Origin of the sequence: Pseudoalteromonas sp. SR43-5 (genome assembly GCF_014163835.1) — a bacterium.
Classification (GTDB): Bacteria; Pseudomonadota; Gammaproteobacteria; order Enterobacterales; family Alteromonadaceae; genus Pseudoalteromonas; species Pseudoalteromonas distincta.
The window spans coordinates 12,699-31,817 of the sequence record NZ_JACJEA010000011.1; the positions used below are offsets into that span (position 1 = coordinate 12,699).

At 38.9% G+C, this 19,119-nt stretch carries 19 protein-coding genes; 9 read left to right on the plus strand and 10 right to left on the minus strand.

The window, feature by feature from the left end:
• Position 1: 1 nt before the first annotated feature.
• The 5 genes from tpiA to rlmE form a co-directional block, all read right to left on the minus strand.
• Positions 2 to 751, minus strand: a complete 750-nt coding sequence (tpiA, locus tag H5090_RS08200) for a triose-phosphate isomerase (protein ID WP_002962767.1) — start codon at positions 749 to 751, stop codon at positions 2 to 4.
• A 71-nt stretch (positions 752 to 822) separates the two neighbouring features.
• Positions 823 to 2,172: a phosphoglucosamine mutase gene (gene glmM / locus H5090_RS08205; RefSeq protein WP_002962765.1), complete on the minus strand. Its 1,350-nt coding sequence runs from the start codon at positions 2,170 to 2,172 to the stop codon at positions 823 to 825.
• Positions 2,172 to 3,017: a dihydropteroate synthase gene (gene folP / locus H5090_RS08210; protein WP_154903580.1), complete on the minus strand. Its 846-nt coding sequence runs from the start codon at positions 3,015 to 3,017 to the stop codon at positions 2,172 to 2,174. The genes glmM and folP overlap by 1 nt, the downstream gene beginning before the upstream one ends.
• 79 nt (positions 3,018 to 3,096) lie before the next feature.
• On the minus strand, positions 3,097 to 5,040 hold the full coding sequence (gene ftsH, locus H5090_RS08215) for an ATP-dependent zinc metalloprotease FtsH (protein WP_033013425.1): 1,944 nt from the start codon (positions 5,038 to 5,040) through the stop codon (positions 3,097 to 3,099).
• A gap of 66 nt (positions 5,041 to 5,106) precedes the next feature.
• Complete coding sequence (rlmE, locus tag H5090_RS08220) at positions 5,107 to 5,736, minus strand: 23S rRNA (uridine(2552)-2'-O)-methyltransferase RlmE (protein ID WP_002963155.1); 630 nt, start codon at positions 5,734 to 5,736, stop codon at positions 5,107 to 5,109.
• 88 nt (positions 5,737 to 5,824) lie between these two features.
• On the opposite strand from rlmE, the gene yhbY reads away from it, so the two are divergent.
• Positions 5,825 to 6,121 (plus strand): ribosome assembly RNA-binding protein YhbY, encoded by a 297-nt coding sequence (yhbY, locus tag H5090_RS08225; protein ID WP_002963153.1) that lies wholly within the window; start codon positions 5,825 to 5,827, stop codon positions 6,119 to 6,121.
• An 82-nt stretch (positions 6,122 to 6,203) separates the two neighbouring features.
• Here yhbY and H5090_RS08230 read toward each other — a convergent pair whose 3' ends face one another.
• Positions 6,204 to 6,704 carry a histidine phosphatase family protein gene (locus H5090_RS08230; protein ID WP_002963152.1) on the minus strand — a complete coding sequence of 167 codons (501 nt, stop codon included), beginning with the start codon at positions 6,702 to 6,704 and terminating at the stop codon, positions 6,204 to 6,206.
• The gene (locus H5090_RS08235; RefSeq protein WP_182695454.1) at positions 6,701 to 7,855 is read right to left on the minus strand and encodes a serine hydrolase; all 1,155 of its coding nucleotides are present in this window, start codon (positions 7,853 to 7,855) and stop codon (positions 6,701 to 6,703) included. Before H5090_RS08235 ends, H5090_RS08230 begins: the two co-directional genes overlap by 4 nt.
• A gap of 112 nt (positions 7,856 to 7,967) precedes the next feature.
• On the opposite strand from H5090_RS08235, the gene H5090_RS08240 reads away from it, so the two are divergent.
• The 6 genes from H5090_RS08240 to H5090_RS08265 all read left to right on the plus strand — a co-directional run bounded on the left by H5090_RS08240 (position 7,968) and on the right by H5090_RS08265 (position 14,007).
• Positions 7,968 to 8,771 (plus strand): hypothetical protein, encoded by an 804-nt coding sequence (locus H5090_RS08240; RefSeq protein ID WP_002963149.1) that lies wholly within the window; start codon positions 7,968 to 7,970, stop codon positions 8,769 to 8,771.
• Between the two features lie 479 nt (positions 8,772 to 9,250).
• Positions 9,251 to 10,033 carry a MipA/OmpV family protein gene (locus H5090_RS08245; RefSeq protein WP_259395072.1) on the plus strand — a complete coding sequence of 261 codons (783 nt, stop codon included), beginning with the start codon at positions 9,251 to 9,253 and terminating at the stop codon, positions 10,031 to 10,033.
• On the plus strand, positions 10,023 to 10,406 hold the full coding sequence (locus H5090_RS08250; RefSeq protein WP_024597091.1) for a DUF3019 domain-containing protein: 384 nt from the start codon (positions 10,023 to 10,025) through the stop codon (positions 10,404 to 10,406). The genes H5090_RS08245 and H5090_RS08250 overlap by 11 nt, the downstream gene beginning before the upstream one ends.
• A gap of 24 nt (positions 10,407 to 10,430) precedes the next feature.
• Positions 10,431 to 11,135 carry a response regulator transcription factor gene (locus H5090_RS08255; RefSeq protein ID WP_024597092.1) on the plus strand — a complete coding sequence of 235 codons (705 nt, stop codon included), beginning with the start codon at positions 10,431 to 10,433 and terminating at the stop codon, positions 11,133 to 11,135.
• Between the two features lie 19 nt (positions 11,136 to 11,154).
• On the plus strand, positions 11,155 to 12,447 hold the full coding sequence (locus H5090_RS08260; RefSeq protein ID WP_182682682.1) for a HAMP domain-containing sensor histidine kinase: 1,293 nt from the start codon (positions 11,155 to 11,157) through the stop codon (positions 12,445 to 12,447).
• Positions 12,448 to 12,651: 204 nt separating this feature from the next.
• Positions 12,652 to 14,007, plus strand: a complete 1,356-nt coding sequence (locus tag H5090_RS08265; RefSeq protein ID WP_154903581.1) for a sodium-dependent transporter — start codon at positions 12,652 to 12,654, stop codon at positions 14,005 to 14,007.
• Between the two features lie 78 nt (positions 14,008 to 14,085).
• Here H5090_RS08265 and H5090_RS08270 read toward each other — a convergent pair whose 3' ends face one another.
• Both H5090_RS08270 and H5090_RS08275 read right to left on the minus strand, forming a co-directional pair.
• Positions 14,086 to 14,535 carry a GNAT family N-acetyltransferase gene (locus H5090_RS08270; protein ID WP_004335742.1) on the minus strand — a complete coding sequence of 150 codons (450 nt, stop codon included), beginning with the start codon at positions 14,533 to 14,535 and terminating at the stop codon, positions 14,086 to 14,088.
• Positions 14,536 to 14,604: 69 nt separating this feature from the next.
• Positions 14,605 to 15,348 carry a sporulation protein gene (locus H5090_RS08275; protein ID WP_004335740.1) on the minus strand — a complete coding sequence of 248 codons (744 nt, stop codon included), beginning with the start codon at positions 15,346 to 15,348 and terminating at the stop codon, positions 14,605 to 14,607.
• 266 nt (positions 15,349 to 15,614) lie between these two features.
• On the opposite strand from H5090_RS08275, the gene H5090_RS08280 reads away from it, so the two are divergent.
• Together H5090_RS08280 and H5090_RS08285 are read left to right on the plus strand one after the other, a co-directional pair.
• Positions 15,615 to 17,189 carry a cation:proton antiporter family protein gene (locus H5090_RS08280; protein WP_004335737.1) on the plus strand — a complete coding sequence of 525 codons (1,575 nt, stop codon included), beginning with the start codon at positions 15,615 to 15,617 and terminating at the stop codon, positions 17,187 to 17,189.
• A gap of 350 nt (positions 17,190 to 17,539) precedes the next feature.
• Positions 17,540 to 17,761 (plus strand): DUF3820 family protein, encoded by a 222-nt coding sequence (locus H5090_RS08285; protein WP_182695456.1) that lies wholly within the window; start codon positions 17,540 to 17,542, stop codon positions 17,759 to 17,761.
• 91 nt (positions 17,762 to 17,852) lie between these two features.
• On the opposite strand, the gene H5090_RS08290 is transcribed toward H5090_RS08285, so the two are convergent.
• Complete coding sequence (locus tag H5090_RS08290) at positions 17,853 to 19,100, minus strand: ATP-binding protein (protein ID WP_182695457.1); 1,248 nt, start codon at positions 19,098 to 19,100, stop codon at positions 17,853 to 17,855.
• Between the last annotated feature and the right edge of the window lie 19 nt (positions 19,101 to 19,119).

Genomic DNA, 19,119 nt, shown 5'->3' on the forward strand with positions numbered 1-19,119 from the left:
CTTATACAGTCCCTTTTGCACTGTTACAGATTGCAGAAAAAGATTCTGCTTTTAGACTTGCGCCGCCAATTAAGCCGCCATCTATATCTGTTTGTGCAAATAATAATTCGCTATTTTTTTCATTAACGCTACCACCATATAAGATGGAAAGCCCTTGTGCTAAAGTGCTATCAAGTGCAGCAATTTTATCACGGATAAATTTATGAACAGTTTGTGCCTGCTCTGGCGATGCAGTCTTACCTGTGCCTATGGCCCAAACGGGCTCGTATGCTATCACAGAATCTTTCAGTGCTGCTACACCTAATTTTTCAATTACTGCATCAATTTGTGCAGCAACTACTTGTTCGGTTTGACCGTTTTCTTGCTCACTTTCACTTTCGCCAACACATAAAATTGGTGTTAACCCAACTTCTTGTGCTCTAGCAAACTTTTCAGCGACAGTTTCATTACTTTCGTTATAAATACTGCGGCGTTCAGAGTGACCAACGAGTACGTAAGTTGCACCTAAGTCTTTTAGAAGCTGTCCGTCTACTTCACCGGTAAACGCACCAGGTGTATTTTCAGAAACAGTTTGAGCACCTGTAGAGACACCACTAGCTATCATCGCAGGTACAAGTGGGAATGGAGGAAATAAAACAATGTCCATCTCTTGTGATTTTACATCGTTAATAGCATCAGACATTTGTTTAACTAGCTCTAACGAACCATTCATTTTCCAGTTGCCTGCGACCATCGCCTTGCGTATTGCCATTTTCCACTCCACATTAGAAAGCGGGCGAGATATTAACTTTTCTCGCCCAAAGTTACAAGAGGTTATTGTTATTAATCAGTCTGTTTGCTCATAGATTCTACAACAGCTGCAATTTTTTGAGCGCTGTCTATTACAATTTTTTCTTGCTCGGCTTCAACCATAACACGAACAACAGGTTCTGTGCCTGATTTGCGCAGTAAAACTCGGCCTTTGTCGCCTAAAGCAAGCTCAACCTCTGCTACAGCTGAAAGTACCTCTGGCGCTTTTGTCGGATCTGTTCCAGCGGTATAGCGCACGTTAATCATTTTCATTGGATATTTAGTAAAACCAGCACCCAAATCTTGTAGTGTACGGTTTTGTGCAACCATAGCTGCAAGTACTTGCAAACTTGATATAATGCCATCACCCGTGCTAATTAAATCTAAATTTAATACATGGCCTGAGCTTTCACCGCCAATTTTCCAGCCTTTTTGCTGTAGTAATTCCATTACATAGCGGTCACCCACTTTACTGCGAGCAAACTCGATACCTTTTGCTTTTAAAGCATTTTCAAGACCCATGTTAGACATTACAGTGCCAACTACACCTCCACCCAACATATCATCTTCGGCAGCTTGGCAAGCAATAATATAAACTAAATCGTCACCATCAAATACACGACCATTATGATCAACCATCATTACACGATCGCCATCCCCATCGTATGCAATACCTACGTCAGCTTTAAATTCAAGCACTTTGCGTTTAAGGGTATCTACATGAGTAGCGCCACATTCATGATTTATATTAACGCCATTAGGCTCGCATGCATGTGTTATAACTTCAGCGCCAAGTTCGCGCATGACAGAAGGAGCTATATGGTATGTAGCGCCATTTGCGCAATCGACAACAATTTTAAGCCCTTCTAAAGATAACCCTTGGGGGAACTGGCTCTTACAAAACTCTATATAACGGCCGTCTGCACTAACTAAACGCGAAGCTTTACCTAGTTTATCTGAAGCAACACATGTCATTTGCTCATCAAGCATCGCTTCAATTTGAAGCTCTACTTCATCGTCAAGCTTTAGACCCTGCCCATTGAAAAACTTAATACCGTTATCGTAATAAGGGTTATGTGAGGCACTAATTACTATACCTGCCTCTGCACGAAATGTTTGCGCTAAATACGCAACTGCAGGTGTCGGCATTGGACCCAGTAATACAACATCAATACCAGCGGCAATTAAACCAGCCTCAAGTGCAGTTTCAAGCATGTAGCCAGAAATACGCGTATCTTTACCTATAATGACTTTTTTAGTACCACTTTGAGATAATACGCGCCCTGCAGCCCAACCCAACTTCATTGCAAACTCAGGGTTAATAGGTGGCGTTCCTACTAGACCACGTACGCCATCAGTACCAAAATATTTTCTTTCTTTCATTATGCAATTCCTTTCTCGCAGGCTTGATATACACCAAGTACGTCTGCGGTTTCTTTAACGTCATGTACACGAATAATTTTTGCGCCATTTTGCGCCGCGATTAACGCACCCGCTAAGCTGCCCGCTAATCGCTCATTTGTTTCTCTATTTAATAGATTACCTATCATCGACTTACGAGATAATCCGGCCAATAATGGCAAACCTAACTTGTTAAAATCATCAAACTTAGCCAATATTTGATAGTTATGGCTAAGTGTTTTTCCAAATCCAAAACCAGGGTCTAGAATAAGTCGCTCAAACTTAATCCCTGCTGTTTCACATGCTTTAATACGTTCACTAAAAAACATATTTATATCTGCAAACAGATTGTCGTAATGAGGTGCGCACTGCATGCTGCGGGGTTGCCCTTGCATATGCATTAAACAAATTGCTACATCTTCATACTGCGCAACCGTTTCTAAGGCGTTTATTTCTTGTAGAGCTCTTACATCATTGACTATATCTGCCCCAGCGAGTATTGCTTGCTCCATTACTTGTGCTTTACTGGTATCAATTGAAATAACGCAATCACTGTACTCACGTATCGCTTTAATAGCAGGAATTACTCGGGCTAGTTCATCTTTCAAACTCACATCTGGCGCGCCGGGGCGGGTAGACTCTCCCCCAATGTCTAAAATTTGCGCACCATCCCCTAACAATTGCATTGCGCGCTTTAGCGCTATTTTGGGGTCTAAAAACTGCCCGCCGTCAGAAAATGAGTCTGGCGTTACATTCAATATTCCCATAATAACAGGCTTTTCAATATTGAGCGTACGTCCTCTGGGAAGCTTTAATATATTAGTCATTGCCAACCTTTATTCTTTTTCTAAATAGCTGATACAAAAAAGCCCCGAAATTCGGGGCTTTCACTAACTATTTTAACGATTATTCAGCTTTATCATCAAGGTTTGTTTCATCTTTTTTCGATGAATCATCCGCTTTTTGACTTTCATCAAGCACTGGCTCTTGAGGTTCTTGCTCTTTTACCGGCTTAGCTTCATGGCGGTCATGAGCATCGCGCGGCTCACGCACTGGTTGGCGCGCCATTAAATCATCAATTTGCTTAGCGTCGATTGTTTCGTATTTCATTAACGCGTCTTTCATTGAGTGAAGAATATCAATATTTTCTTTTAATATTTCTTCTGCTCTTTGGTAGTTACGATCTGAAAACAAGCGTACTTCAGCATCAATTATTTTAGCAGTATCATCCGACATACTAGATGCACGGCTTCCGCCACCACCCATATACATCTCGTTTTGATCTTCAGCGTAAAGCAATGGACCTAGCTTTTCACTTAAACCCCAATGTGTAACCATTTTACGTGCAATATCAGTTGCGCGCTCAATATCGTTACTTGCACCCGTTGTTACTTTGTCAGCACCATAAATAAGCGCTTCAGCAATACGGCCACCATAAAGGCTTGAAATCATTGATTCTAAAAGTTCTTTTGAATGACTAACACGGTCTTGTTCAGGCAAGTACATTGTTACACCTAGCGCACGGCCACGTGGAATAATAGATACTTTGTAAACTGGATCATGTTCAGGAACCATACGGCCCACAATTGCGTGGCCTGCTTCGTGATATGCTGTCATTTCTTTTTCTTGCTCGCTCATCACCATGGTTTTGCGCTCTGCGCCCATCATGATTTTATCTTTAGCAGCGTCAAATTCAGCCATACTTACAACACGTTTATTACCACGTGCAGCATAAAGTGCAGCTTCGTTTACTAAGTTCGCTAAATCAGCGCCAGAAAAACCAGGTGTTCCACGTGCTATAAGAGCCGCTTCTACGTTATCGCCTAATGGCACTTTACGCATGTGTACTTTAAGTATTTGCTCACGACCACGTATATCAGGTAAACCTACTTCTACTTGACGGTCAAAACGACCTGGACGAAGTAATGCAGGGTCTAGAACATCTGGTCGGTTAGTTGCCGCAATAACGATAATACCTTCGTTACCACCAAAACCATCCATTTCTACTAGCATTTGGTTGAGTGTTTGCTCACGTTCATCGTTACCGCCGCCCATACCTGCGCCACGTTTACGACCAACCGCATCAATCTCATCTATAAAGATAATACAAGGTGCCGCTTTTTTAGCTTGTTCAAACATATCACGTACACGTGACGCACCAACACCGACAAACATTTCAACAAAATCTGAACCAGAAATTGTAAAAAACGGTACTTTCGCTTCACCCGCAACAGCCTTTGCAAGTAACGTTTTACCAGTACCAGGAGGACCAACCATTAGTACGCCCTTAGGAATACTACCGCCAAGCTTTTGAAACTTAGAAGGGTCACGTAAAAAGTCTACCAATTCGGTAACATCTTCTTTCGCTTCATCACAACCAGCAACATCTGCAAACGTGGTTTTAATTTGATCTTCGCTCATTAAACGGGCTTTACTCTTACCAAATGACATAGCGCCTTTACCGCCACCGCCTTGCATTTGACGCATGAAGAATATCCATACACCTATAAGCAGTATCATCGGGAACCAAGAAATAAATATACTTGCTAAGAATGATTGTTCTTCAGGTTGTACACCCTTCACATTTACATCATTTTTAAGTAAATCATTTATTAAGTCTTCATCGTACATTGGCATCGTTGTTTGAAAACGCTCACCACTGCTCTTAGTACCAGTAATATTTCCTGTACCGCGGTCGATAATAACTTCTTGTAAAGAGCCACTGCGGACATCTTTAACAAATTGAGTGTAACTTGTTTGACGATCAACTTGCTCGCCACCATTAAAGCTCTGAAAGACTGACATCAGCACAACTGCAATCACCAGCCATAGTATTAAATTTTTCGCCATATCGCTCAAGGGGTTAACCTCTTGTATCCAATTAATTTAAATTCAACTAAACGCCAAGCAACTGTACTACAGTTTGTATCCAGTCGCTACTATATATACTTCCCGAGAACGGGCACGTGAGGCATCAGGTTTGCGTATTTTCACTGCTTTAAAACTATTACGTACATCTTGCAAGTATTGATCAAAGCCTTCACCTTGGAAAACCTTAACAATAAATGCGCCATTTTTCTTTAGTACTTGACTACACATATCCAGCGCAAGTTCTACCAAATACATACTACCCGCTTGATCTACTGAGTTATTACCACTCATATTTGGTGCCATGTCAGAGAGTACCACATCAACATTTTTACCATCAATACGTTTTAGCAACGCATTTAACACAGCTTCTTCACGAAAGTCACCTTGTAAAAAGTCAACACCCGCAAGTGAGTCCATAGGTAATATGTCACAGGCAATTACTTGACCTTTGTCACCTACTTTTTCTGCTAAATACTGTGACCAGCTTCCTGGAGCTGCTCCTAAATCAACAACGGTCATACCAGGGCGAAGTAACTTATCTCTATTTTGTACTTCATCTAATTTAAAAACCGCTCGTGAACGCCAGCCTTTTTTTTGCGCTTCTTGAACATATTTATCATCAAAATGTTCTTTCAGCCATCGCTGTGAACTGGCTGACTGTTTTTTATTTGTCATAAATTAACACGCAACTAATTAGTAATATTCTCTAGATGGCGTTAGAATACCCTTAATTCAAGCCATATTCAGCAAAATTTGTATAAACATGACATTATCAAACAAACAAAAGCAGTTTTTAAAAGGTCAGGCACATAGCCTCAAGCCTGTAGTTTTACTAGGTTCTAACGGTTTAACCGAAGGCGTAGTAGTCGAAATTCAAAGTGCATTAGAAATTCACGAATTAATCAAAGTTAAAGTTCCAACTGATGATCGTGAAACAAAAGCACTTATTTTTGAAGCAATCGTACGTGAAACTGGTGCGACTAAGCTACAAACGATAGGTCACACTATTGTGCTTTATCGTCAAAGTGTTGAGAAAAAAATACATTTACCACGTAATTAATTAATCCTATTTAAAGGATTTAGTACGTTTAAATTAAAAAACCAGCTTAATGCTGGTTTTTTGTTACCTAACACTTTTTAATTTAAAAGCTCATTGTATGGTGCGTTACATCATAATCAGTGCCATTACTTCTGGGCTTATTATGCAATATAAAATACTGAGTAAATTGTGTCTCACTCATAGCTGGCACTTTTTCATTGGAGAGTAGTTCAGCCAGTTGCGGCGTCGTATTACTGTGCCCAATAACAACAACTACACCCTTTAGTTTGAGTAACTCATTTTTTAAATCACCTAGCTCACCTGCGTTATACACATTTAATTTGGTATTAAAATGTGCCTGCAAAGGTGCGGCTGTTTGCAACGTGCGTTTATAGTTGCTGCTAAAAAGATGTATATTTTGATGTTCTTTAAACAAAGTAACTAAATTATTTGCACGTGCCTTCCCCTCTTCTGAGAGCGCTGGGTTTTTCCCCGTTAACTTTTCGCTATGACGAAACAAATATACCTCGTCAGGTGCGGCAAATGCCAAACTACAATTAAATGACAAGGCTAAAAAAGTGATTGCTAATATTATTTTATTCATATTTTTTTACCTCGTTTGTATTCTAATAGCCTGTCGATAAATTCAGTCGTTAATTCATTTATTACACCGGTTTCAGCATTAACGATTAAACTAAAACCAACATTTAATTGGGGAAACACAACCACATCGCTTCGATATCCTTGCACCCAGCCACTATGATAGTAAAGCGTTTCATCAGCATAATTATAAACCCGCCAACCTAGTCCGTAATAAGCCTCATTAAGGTGTTTTTTCCACACCCTGCGATGCATTTCTTTTTTTGTATGTGTATAAGGACGCGTTTGCTTTGCTAGAGTATCCAATGACAAAACATCAGGGTATTGCCCTAGCTGGGCTTTTAACCAAATGGCCATGTCACTTGCACTTGCGTTTACACCCGCTGCAGGTCCCACTTTATAATAATTTTTTTTAAGCTTAGCGCTATACCAACGTTTTGTACCGCGCACGTGTGGTAATGCGTAATTTTCATCCTGAACCATAGATTCAAAACCTAAGCTGGCATCACTCATTTTTAAAGGCGCAAAAATAGTTTCTCGTAACCACTGCGCGTAACTTTTACCGCTGCTTTGTAATATCACATTACCTATAAGGCTAAACATAACATTTTGATAACCATAACATTCGCCTGGTTTGCAAATAGGTTTAACACTAAGTAATTTTTCAACAATACTGGGGTAATCCATACGAGACTCTATCAAATTATCGTACGCATTAGGCACTAAACCACTTGCATGACTTAGAAGGTGAAATACCTTTAAATCATCTTGATAAACAGTCCCTTTGAACTCAGTTATGTAATCGCTAACAGCTTTATCTAATTTAAGTAAACCCTCATTGGCTAATTTAGCAGATAACGAGCCTGCAAATGTTTTAGAAACAGACGCGAGCCTAAACCGGGTATGCTTATTTACTTTTTGTCCATTTCGGGTTTTAGTTACACCCATAGTATGTATGTAGTCTGAGTTATTTGTACTTACAATCGAAAGTGCAGCGCCTGGTATACCTTTATTTTTCAGTTTTTTTTGCGTATAACGGCCGTACTTTTTTACAAATGCATCCCAATCAGGATCTGCTTTTGCTGCATAACTCACAGAGCTAAACAACAAACACAAAGCAGGTAGGCTATACAATAAAGATTTGAGATACTTCATTTTTATAAATTTTATCTTTTTAACTACATCTATGTAGATAATATCATGAAGTTTTGTTTGGACTAACGTACAATACGACGATTATTTGGTTTTTAGTGAGTGTTTAGTACTTATGCGTTTTTTAGTTGTGTCACTTTTTGTTATATTATCAACTGGTTGTACTCTTACAAAGCAGCCGGCCGAGCCACTGGCTATGCCATTAAAGCCAACATTAAAAAGTCAGACCTACCAGCTTGAGTACACCACAGAACACTCATCCCCAAAAGTTAAATCCGTTCAACTTCCTGCACATAAGGTGGTTAGAAACCAAACAGTAAAAATTATTACCGATAAGGCAAGTGTAACCGATAAACTTTTATCGCAAATTAGCCAAGCACTTAACGATAAACAGCTAAAAGTAACCACTAAAAATAACAGCGACTACACACTAACTATTCAGCAACTTGATTTAACTTTCACTGACGATGTTAAGTACGCAATAAAGCAACCTGAGAACCCTTTTACATTATATTCAGATATTGCTCAGCAATACCCAACTCAGGAATGTGCTGCAATATTTGCACAAGTAAGTATGCGCCTCACACACAAAGCATCGGGTGATGTTGTTTGGTTTGCTAAATCTTCTATTGATAGTGCAAGTTTTCATCGTGAGCCACTAGTTTATAGTTTCACCGAAGAGCAAAAAATAACTAATGAGCTTGAGGTTGTCGCTTTTGTCCATCAGCAAAATACTGATGAAGCCCGCATGGAAAGACTTGGAAAAGACATTCAAATTCCTCAGTACAAAACGTTGTCAAAGTTATCTAGCCTTGCCAAGCTTAGTGGTCCATGTAACAGAACAGAAGTAAGCGCATTAACGCCTATGATGCAGTTTTACTTAAGCAGTATATTAATCGATAAAATTAAAGTTCAGTAAATTAGGGTCTGTTGATCTTTACGAATTAAAATTTGTTCAAACTAGGGGCTATTTAATCGCGGCGCTAGGTTTGTAACCTAGTGGGCTCGATAACTGCTCCTGCGTTATTCTAATGGCTTACATCCATGTAAGAATAAGTAAAAACCGAGCAACAAAGCGTAAATAGCCCTTAGGAAAAACACTTTTGGGCAGCGCCTGTTTGGCATTAATGCTACGTTATCGCCCATTTATGGGGAATAGCCACACTGCATAGGCTCTGCCTTGCCTAAATACCAAACAGGCTGCTGAAAATTTAACCTTGAAAGTTCAACAGACCTAACACTTACTACATTTTTTTACAGATTAAAGGAACGAATTAACAATATACTACGCTTAATAACAAATAATAATTAGGCCCCATAGGGATGAAAAACACTTTGCTTAACCATACTTTAGTTAGCATAACATTGCTTTTTTGCTTTATTTTTAGCACCACAAGTATGGCAAGTAATCGCTATTATGCAGACAATACATTAGAACCAACCCAAGGCTTTGCGTGGGATTGGAGTGCAGGTGCGGGCTTTTATATTGAAGATTCTTACCTAATCGGTATCGAATCTTACGATAAAGGCGTTGAGCTTGATTTAAGTCTTGCTGTTTCTTACGATAAATTTTATCTTGATTTTGATCACAATCAACTCAGCGGTGGTCTTGTAATTGGTTACAGCCTTATAGATAAATTTGATTGGGGCTTAGATATACTTGGCACAAATACTCAAGCCGGGTTTGACGAAAAAGGCCTCGGGTTTTATAACCACGGTGTTATAAAAGAACTCCAAGGTATTAAAAAACGTAATTACGATTTTGATGTTGGTCTTAGGCTCTCGCGCCGATTTGAAAATTCACAATTCTCCTTTGAATACCTTCATGACGTATCTGGTGCCCATAATGGCTGGGTTATAAATAGCTTTTTTACCCACATTTTGCCATGGCGAAACTGGGAGTTTAGATCTGGTGTTGGTTTAAGCGCCTACTCTGCTGACTTTACAAATTATTACTTTGGCATTGATAGCGATGAAGCCACCAGCCTTCGCCCGATTTATAGCAGCAATGCCAGTACTAGTATCATCTTTGAGTTCCATGCTGAATATCCAATAAGCCAAGATTGGGTGTTTTTATCCGGTTGGCTTACTACATGGTTTTCAAAAGAAATTGACGACAGTCCAATTATTTCCCAAGGATATCAACATAAAGCCAAGGTAGGCCTACGTTATGTATTTTAGATGGATCTGGGTATTACTGATCTTTCCCAGTACCTTTACTGTTAAAGCGCAGGACCCCCCTGAAGCACTCATAGCACTACCCGACACTTGTGTTGCACTGCGCGAAGGGCGTAATTGCTATGCCGATGTCACACTTACGTGGGAGCAACCTATCATTGGCAATTACTGCCTACGCGATGCAACTTCAAAGTACATTATGCAATGTTGGCTAAAGCAACAAAGTGGTACTTTTAATTATGCTTTTGACTCACAGCAAAGCATTTCATTTGAACTATTTGATAGCAATACATCCAAAGTCATCAGTACAGCAGAAGTAAAACTACAATGGGTTTATCAAAACAGACAAAAAAAACGCCGCTGGCGACTATTTTAATACCAATCGTATTAGGGATATTTTATGGATAACTACGGCACTATTTTACTTGTTGAAGACGATGCATCACTAGCGCAATGGGTTGCTGAATATTTAACAGAGCAAGGCTATACAACGCATGTTTGTCATCGTGGTGACGAAGTTGTTAGCCAGGTCAAAACGTTAAACCCAAATATTGTGCTCCTTGATATTATGCTCCCGGGGCAAGATGGTATTAGCGTATGTAGAGAGCTTCGTAGCTTTTATAATTCGCCTATTATAATGCTCACCGCACGCGATGAAGAGATGGATGAAGTTATTGGTTTAGAAGTTGGCGCAAGCGATTACATAATGAAACCGGTGCGTCCACGTGCATTGCTAGCGCGAATAAAAGCAGCACTGCGTCAAAATAATGAGCCAAATAAGCCGCAGGTTAGCCAAAGCGTTATTCAAGTTGGTGCACTTAGTATTAATACCGAATCTAGAAATGTGACCCTTAACGAGCAAGATATAAACATATCAAGCGCCGAATATCTATTATTACACTACCTTGCAAGCAATGCAGGTCAAGTTGTCTCACGCGATGCCGTATTTAAAGCTACGAAAGGTAGAGAATACGATGGGCTTGATAGAAGTGTTGATGTACTTATTTCTGCACTTCGTAAAAAATTTAATGATGATCCACAAAACCCTGAAAAAATTAAAACTATTTGGGGCCGTGGATATTTACTTGTTTCTACCGCGTGGTAATAGAGCGATGAATAAATAAATGAAAAAGTTTTATATATCGCTTCTAGGCAGTGCACTTTTATCTATTGTGGTATTGGGCTGGCTTATTGATGCTTTTAGTCAACAAGCGCATACCCCACAAGATGAATTTAGTCAGCAAAGTAAAATGATCATGGGTTTTAATAAGCAGTTAGCTAACATACCTACATCTGAGCGCAGCGATTATGTAAAACAACTAGCCCGAGAGTTTGATGTTTTAATTGACTACAAGCCAAATGAGTCACTCGCCTTACCACCTTCCTTATTATTACAAATGCACACGCCAGGTGGGCTGATTTTAGAGGATCAGCAAGGCTTTTATATGCTTTATAGTAGCGACGTTTTAAATCCTTTTCACTTATCAATGCGCTTAGATAAAATTTTTGATAGCGAGCAGCATAACGACATTATATTAACTCTACTATTTTACGCAGGCCTATGTGTATTTATGGGGTTTATTATCGCGCCCTTAGCTAAACGGCTAACTGTCTTAAATGAAGCCGCTAAAAAGTTTGCCTCTGGTAATGTTCAAGCCCGAATAAAGGTATCGCACTTTACCTATATAAAAGATGTAGAGCTTACTTTTAACCGCATGGCTAGCCAAATAGAGAAACTTGTCGCCGAAAACAAACTAATGGCCTCAAGCTTGTCTCACGACATACGCACTCCTATCGCGTGCCTGCGATTTGGTTTAGATGCGGCATTAGATAGCCATGATGAGCAAAAAGTAAAACAGTATTTAACCCGTATGGAAAACGATTTAGATCATATGGAATCGATGCTTAGTAGCTATTTAGCATTTGCTACTTTAGAGCAAAACGCGAATAAACTAACCTATTCATCAACCAATATTAAATCCTACCTTGAAGATATTTTAGTTCAACTTGCACCAAAACTTGAAATGCAAATGCTCAACGTACAACTCAATAGTACAGATAAAATAATAAATGCAGATCTTCACTGGCTGGCCCGTGCAATTACTAACTTATTAACTAACGCATGTGATTTTGCAAACCAACATATTTACCTCAGTGCAAAGTTACACGAGCAACAGCTTATAATAACGGTAGAAGATGACGGCCCTGGTATCGCACAAGAGAACTTTAGTAATGTATTTAGCCCATTTTTTAGAGAGGAAGATCACCGTAACAGAGCCGATAAGAGTTATGGCCTTGGCCTAGCCATTGTTACCAAGGTAGCTGATTGGCATCATGGCAGCGTTAAAGTAAGTAAAAGCACCCAGTTAGGGGGGGCGTGCTTTACTCTCACTATTGCACAGCACCATAATCCGTAAAGCAATAGTTACAGACTGTAATTAACAATTATTAAACAAAATCAACTCGTTATTTTAAACGACTTAATAACAACAATTAAAATCGATGGTCATAACATACACTTTACTTATTAATTTGTGCTAGATCAGCAAATAAGCACTTTTTATTTTTTTACATTTCCAGTAGATTGTCACCGCCGTCACACAATAGAGAAGTACAATAATATGAGCGCAGTTAGAGGCGAGTTTAGCTCTCGCTTTGGTTTTATTATGGCCGCCGCGGGTTCTGCCGTTGGTTTGGGCAATATTTGGGGATTCCCTACACAAACAGCAAGTAATGGCGGTGCTGCATTTTTAGTCGCATATTTAGTGCTTGCGTTCTTTTTAGCCTACCCCGCTTTAATGGCTGAACTTATGATTGGACGTCATGGCCAAGCAAACGCAGTGTCATCACTTCAAAAAATATCTAATAAGTCATGGCAAAAACACTTTGCTTTTGCTGTTGGTTTTGGCGGTATTTTATGCGCTGGCTTTATACTAAGCTTTTACGCCATTGTTGCCGGTTGGATGCTCAGCGCCACAGCTGAACCCATAGCCACTTTAGTTGGTGCCAACACAGCATCTACATGGTTAAGCGAGCAATCACTTACTCGAAATATTATATTCACTATGATCTTTATTGTACTAACTGTCGCTATTATAAGTAGAGGCGTTGAAAACGGTATTGAAAAGTGGTCTAAGCGTTTAATGCCTGCACTTTTAGGCATTTTATTTGCACTTATTGCTTATGTGATGACGCAAGATGGTGCTATGGAAGGCTTAAAAGCCTACTTAGTTCCTGACTTTTCATCTATTTTTGACGCAAAACTATTAGTAAGTGCACTAGGGCAAGCTTTCTTCTCTTTATCGCTTGGCACTAGCGTAATGATTATTTACGGCTCGTACATTAGTAAAAAAGAAAATCTTGTTTCTTTAGGTGCCTATGTGACCCTTATTGATGTATTTATAGCCTTTGTTGCAGGTTTACTGATTATTCCGGCTATGTACGTAGCACAAGCTCAAGGCGTTGAAATATTCTCGGCCACAACGGGTAAGCTACTCTCTGAAGATACATTAGTGTTTCAGGTACTCCCCGCTTTATTTGATGGAATGGGCGAAGTTGGCTTATTTGTGGGTTTTTCATTTTTTGCGTTAATGAGTATTGCCGCTTTAACATCATCTATTTCAATGTTAGAGGCGCCAGTATCATACACTGTAGAGCGCTTTGGGATGAAACGCGTTCAAGCAACGTGGTTAATTGGGGCGCTAATCGCTGTCGTTAGCATTACAATTGTGTGTAACCTTAGCAGCTTATTTGGCTTAGTAATAACTCTCACTACAAAAGTAGCTCAGCCTTTACTTGGTCTTATGTGTTGTATATTTGTAGGCTGGATTTGGTATAGAGGCTCATTACTAAAAGCAATTCAAGAGGGTAACCCAGAGGTTCACAATACATTGTTTTGGAAAATATGGCCTTGGTATACTAAGTTTGTATGTCCACTGGCTATTGGCATGGTGTTTTTACACTCACTATTGAGCTAAATGATACCTTAGCCTTAAAATAGTTTTAAATAAAATAGCCCACATTAGTGGGCTTTTTTATAGCTGCTTAAATTGGATTTATTGAGTGAGTTTTAAAATCATATCTTGATGAGGTATACCGTCTTCTAGATATTCACTTTTGTAATCTTCAAAGCCAAAGGAGCGGTAAAAATCAAGTAAGTAGGTTTGTGCGCCAATATAAATATCTCGTTCAGGCCACCGCTCTTTACAGCATTCTATAGCTTTACTTACAAGTACAGTGGCGTCGCCTTTGCCACGCGCACTTTTACTTACCAGCACGCGCCCTATTGCGCTGTATTGCTCATTTTTTTCATAGCATCGGGCATAAGTGTGTAGCCGCCCATTGTCTAGTGTATATAAATGCTGTGTATTTAAATCAATATCTACATCATCAAGTTCAGGGTAAGGGCACGCCTGCTCTACAACAAATACGTCTACACGTCCTCGCATAATAGTAAAAAGAGTATGCGCATCTAAAGCATTAAACTGCTCACATTTAAATTGCATTTTAAATCCTATAAACAATAAACCCAGCCTAGGCCGGGTTAAATAAAATTATTCACTTGTTAGTTTATATTAAGCAAATAAGCGCTCTAGTTGGTCGCACAACTGCGATAAATTCACGTGGTCATGCTCTATCGTTAAATCTACATAACCATCGCCTCTAAAGGCCCTGTCTAGCTCTATAAGCACGTGTGTTTTATGTGCCTCTGGTACAAATGACAACTCGATCTCTTGAATGCCAAATAAACTACGGCTATTTGGCTTATATTCAAGTTCCTGATAACAGCCCGATAACGATTGAAATGTTGAAGCGCGCAAATGGCCTTTTTCTACATCAGCCTTCATTAAGCTAAAACCTAGCTTTTCCATCGCCTGCATGCACGTTTTAACAGCTTCATTAGGGTAAATATGTAAATGGTCTTTATCGCTCGGATCAAGTGCTAAATCAATATCTAAACCTGTTTCAAGCCACACATGGGATTGATTGTAGCCTGCATTAATTTCTGTAATAGGTGTTTCAGAATGAAGACGTGCTTCAAAAGGGATACTTTTAACTTCGCCAGGCTCAATTGTACCTATATCTGTAATTCGCCATTGGTCAATCACATGATTGGTAAAATAATCGCCATCATCACCTGCCACTTTAACACGGGTCATAAGTAATAAATCTAAGCCTGCAATATCTTGGCTAACATCACCTGCGGTAATGACTATTTGTGCATTAAAAAGCTGACCAGGTTGTAGGTGTTCAGTCTCTAAAACAGTATCTACTTTTGCAGCACCAATACCTACCGACGCTAAAATCTTTTTAAACATATATTTCTCCTTAAGCTGAACGGTTCTATTATTTGCTCTTGCTTAAACTTCTTCGTTATCGCATCTTAACCATATTTAAAAGCCAATGTCAGTGAAAAAATGTTATTTACATGCTATTTACGATTAAATATATGTTTGATGCGCATTTTTTATACACAGCTAGGCAAGTATTTGATTAGACGCGTTCATTTTTAGGTCTATTTTTATTTTCAATGGTATAAATTTTTCGTTACACTGCAACCCCAAATGAAGTGATATTAAGAATTATGGAACTAATCTATTTTGCCGCCGCGTTTGTGTGTGGCTTTGCTGTTTATCAGTTAAAGCTGCCTCCTCTTATTGGATTTTTATTAGCAGGTTTTGCTTTAAATTTATCGGGTTATAAAAGTACAGAGTTGCTCGATACAATAGCAGCACTTGGCGTAACCCTTCTTCTTTTTAGTATTGGTTTAAAGCTAAAGGTAAACAGTTTAATTAAACCCCAAGTGTGGGCGCCTGCAACATTGCATATTATTTTTAGCAGCGCGCTTTTTAGTGGCTTTATGTTATTGCTTGGTGTTTTCGCTATTCCACTGTTTATTGATTTAAGTTGGCAAAGTGCTTTATTAGTTGGGTTTGCGCTTAGTTTTTCAAGTACTGTATTTGCAGTAAAAGTGCTTGAAGAACGCGGAGAAATGGCAAGCCTTCACGGTAAAATAGCCATTGGTATACTAGTCATGCAAGATATCTTTGCTGTTATCTTTTTAGCGATTAGTACAGGTAAAATTCCAAATGTATGGGCAATTGCATTAATAATTGCTCTGCCTTTATTACGACCTGTCATGTATGGCGTATTAAATCGCTCTAAACATGGTGAACTATTACCATTATTTGGTTTTTTCTTTGCTTTAGTTGCTGGTTATCATGCATTTGAATTTGCAGGATTAAAAGGCGACCTAGGCGCACTCATAATTGGGATGATGTTTGCACCACATAAAAAAGCAGGAGAACTATCAAAATCTCTGCTTAATTTAAAAGACATATTATTAGTCGGTTTTTTCTTAAGTATTGGCTTGAGCGCAGAGCTAACCACTAGCTCATTAATCGTTGCTATCATACTTGTTTTAGTTTTACCTATTAAAATAGCGCTTTATTACGTGTTCACAAATATATTCAAACTACGCGCACGTACATCATTACTTACCGCCTTTAGTTTATCTAACTACAGTGAATTTGGGTTAATTGTATGTGCAGTAGCAGCTAGCACAGGCATGATCACTTCTGAGTGGCTGGCCGTAATGGCAATTGCTGTTTCTATTACCTTTGTAATTGCCTCGCCGTTAAATAAGCGCTCAAACGAGCTATACGTAAAAATAGAGCACTGGCTATTAAAGTTTGAAAGCAAAACTCGTTTAGCTGAAGAGCTACCTGTTAACCTAAACGATACTAAAATAGTCATTTTTGGTATGGGACGTATTGGTACTGGTGCTTATGAAACAATCAACGCGACTCACCCAAATGTTGTTGCAGGCATAGATATAAAACCTGAAGTGGTAGATAAGCACGTTAACAGAGGCCGCAACGTATTAATTGCTGATGCAACAGATCCTGACTTTTGGCAACGAGTAAATCATTCGCAAGTAGAAATGGTCATGCTTGCAATGCCAAAGCATATGCAAAATATTTTTGCGCTAGAGCAACTACAAGCCTCAGGTTATAAAGGCCAAGTAACAGCTATTGCAAACTACCCTGATCAACAAAAAGAGCTAGAAGAAATGGGTGTTCATTCTACTTATAACTTTTACTTAGAAGCAGGTAGTGGTTTTGCAGAGCACGTTAAACAAGAGCTATTTAACGAATAATCACTTTTTATAACGTCTATAAATAACAAAGCCTTAAAATCATTAAGGCTTTGTTATTAGTTTTTAAATGAAAAGCAATTCTATTTACATTCCTTTACAAGCCATTTCACCACGACCATAAAAAACAGGTAGACTATCCATGTTGGTTAAATAAAACCCCATGTTCTAATAATAACTTAATTAGATCCCAGCTAATTAAAGTTCAACTAGGTTTATATTAATCAACAAAAAATTATTAAATCAGAGGGCCTACTCCCTCGCAAAATAGGCTGTTTCTTGCCCGTCACAGCCTATTTTATATTTCTAAAATCCCTTACACTTACGCAGACTTTAAAACCTAAGTAACTCTTATGGATCCAAAACAATTAAAAATAGCTGTAAATACAACGATGCCTTTTGGGAAATATGCTGGGCGCCCTTTATTACAACTACCAGAACCTTATTTGGTGTGGTTCAAACAGCAGGGATTTCCTAACTCGAAACTTGGTAGCCAACTAGCGATGATGTATGAGGTTAAACTAAATGGCCTTGAGCAAATGTTAATGCCATTACTTGAAAAAAATAAAAAATAATTGAGAACTTTTTTAAATACTTGCGGTCTATTATATTGCTACTTGTTGATTTTGGTTTTTAACCGCAAAAAAAGCGCCTTAGGCGCTTTTTTTATGTCTTAAATTTAAGAGGTAAATATACAATAAATTTAGCACCACCTAAGCTTGAGCTTTCTGCTTTACACTCTCCTTGGTGCCACGACACAATTTTAGCAACTATAGCAAGCCCTAAACCAAAGCCACCAGTGTCCTTGCCTCTACTTTTATCTAATCGAGTAAAAGGCTTAAATACGTTTTCTCGCTCAACGGGGTCAATCCCTTCACCATCATCTTCAACAATCAATACGATGTGAGTTGCCTCTTGTAGCAATGAAATTTTGACTTGTTGATGAGTGTATTTGAGCGCATTGCCAATTAAATTTTGAAATACTCGCGCCATAAAGTGGCTATCACAGTAGTAATTTAAATGCTCAGGGAGGTTTATAGAGAGCGTTGTTCTAGCTTCAAAATTTAGCTTTTCAACAGTGGTTTTTACCAGCCCAGCTAAATCGCAGTTTATTGGCTGTAAACTTGGTTGTTGAGAGTCTAATCGCGCGTATTCAAGCATTTCAGAAACTAGTGACTCAAGCTCACTAATATCTGTTTGCATGTTTGTTAGGTATTTTTCGCCTTTTTCGTCAAGCATTTGTTCTTGTAGCATGACTATTGCAAACTTTAAACGTGCTAGTGGTGTTCTAAACTCATGCGACACCGATGAGGTAAGTTCTTGCTGCGCACTAAGTAAAAACTCAATACGTTGCTGCATTACCTTTAAAGTATCAGTTATAGGTAAAAAGAAAGACTTAGAAGAGTCATTTAGTTGAAAGTCTTGCAAACCCTCTACCGCTTCACACGCTTTACGTAGCTTTTCAAAGTCACGCCAGAGTAAAAAGCTCCATAGCCCAACTGGTATACCTACAATAATAAGTAGTAATAAATACGGCCAAACAGAAGATGATTGCTGCGTTAATACGCCTACCGGTCCTACTTGAAGTAATGAATCATTACCGAGATCTACATACCAAACAATGCGTTGTTGCTTATCATACAAATATAAGTAGTGGTTTTGATTTAGCTGCGATTGTTGTTTTTGAGGAAGTATTAAATCACGTCGTTCAATCACTTTACTTTCAAAGTTATGCTTTAGTTTTTTAAGACCATTTGGGGTTTGTGAAAGCAACCACAGTGATTGCCCAAACTCATCGTCTAAGAAGACCTGCTGCTGCGACTCTTCATAGGGCCACAGCTGCTCAATAACACCACTTACAACAAATAATGAAACAATGATATATAAGTATAAGCTGGTAAACAGTTTTCCCATTACAGCCGATTAACCTTAA

Excerpts from the sequence above, each read along its gene's own strand:
- H5090_RS08275 (WP_004335740.1), bottom strand. The coding sequence starts at position 15,348 with ATGTTTAAAAAGATTTTAGCGTCGGTAGGTATTGGTGCTGCAAAAGTA.
- folP (WP_154903580.1), bottom strand. The coding sequence starts at position 3,017 with ATGACTAATATATTAAAGCTTCCCAGAGGACGTACGCTCAATATTGAA.
- H5090_RS08260 (WP_182682682.1), top strand. The coding sequence starts at position 11,155 with ATGAAAAAGTTTTATATATCGCTTCTAGGCAGTGCACTTTTATCTATT.
- rlmE (WP_002963155.1), bottom strand. The coding sequence starts at position 5,736 with ATGACAAATAAAAAACAGTCAGCCAGTTCACAGCGATGGCTGAAAGAA.
- H5090_RS08280 (WP_004335737.1), top strand. The coding sequence starts at position 15,615 with ATGGAACTAATCTATTTTGCCGCCGCGTTTGTGTGTGGCTTTGCTGTT.
- H5090_RS08235 (WP_182695454.1), bottom strand. The coding sequence starts at position 7,855 with ATGAAGTATCTCAAATCTTTATTGTATAGCCTACCTGCTTTGTGTTTG.
- glmM (WP_002962765.1), bottom strand. The coding sequence starts at position 2,172 with ATGAAAGAAAGAAAATATTTTGGTACTGATGGCGTACGTGGTCTAGTA.
- yhbY (WP_002963153.1), top strand. The coding sequence starts at position 5,825 with ATGACATTATCAAACAAACAAAAGCAGTTTTTAAAAGGTCAGGCACAT.
- H5090_RS08265 (WP_154903581.1), top strand. The coding sequence starts at position 12,652 with ATGAGCGCAGTTAGAGGCGAGTTTAGCTCTCGCTTTGGTTTTATTATG.
- H5090_RS08240 (WP_002963149.1), top strand. The coding sequence starts at position 7,968 with ATGCGTTTTTTAGTTGTGTCACTTTTTGTTATATTATCAACTGGTTGT.
- H5090_RS08245 (WP_259395072.1), top strand. The coding sequence starts at position 9,251 with ATGGCAAGTAATCGCTATTATGCAGACAATACATTAGAACCAACCCAA.
- ftsH (WP_033013425.1), bottom strand. The coding sequence starts at position 5,040 with ATGGCGAAAAATTTAATACTATGGCTGGTGATTGCAGTTGTGCTGATG.
- H5090_RS08270 (WP_004335742.1), bottom strand. The coding sequence starts at position 14,535 with ATGCAATTTAAATGTGAGCAGTTTAATGCTTTAGATGCGCATACTCTT.
- H5090_RS08285 (WP_182695456.1), top strand. The coding sequence starts at position 17,540 with ATGGATCCAAAACAATTAAAAATAGCTGTAAATACAACGATGCCTTTT.
- H5090_RS08290 (WP_182695457.1), bottom strand. The coding sequence starts at position 19,100 with ATGGGAAAACTGTTTACCAGCTTATACTTATATATCATTGTTTCATTA.
- H5090_RS08230 (WP_002963152.1), bottom strand. The coding sequence starts at position 6,704 with ATGAATAAAATAATATTAGCAATCACTTTTTTAGCCTTGTCATTTAAT.
- H5090_RS08250 (WP_024597091.1), top strand. The coding sequence starts at position 10,023 with ATGTATTTTAGATGGATCTGGGTATTACTGATCTTTCCCAGTACCTTT.
- H5090_RS08255 (WP_024597092.1), top strand. The coding sequence starts at position 10,431 with ATGGATAACTACGGCACTATTTTACTTGTTGAAGACGATGCATCACTA.
- tpiA (WP_002962767.1), bottom strand. The coding sequence starts at position 751 with ATGGCAATACGCAAGGCGATGGTCGCAGGCAACTGGAAAATGAATGGT.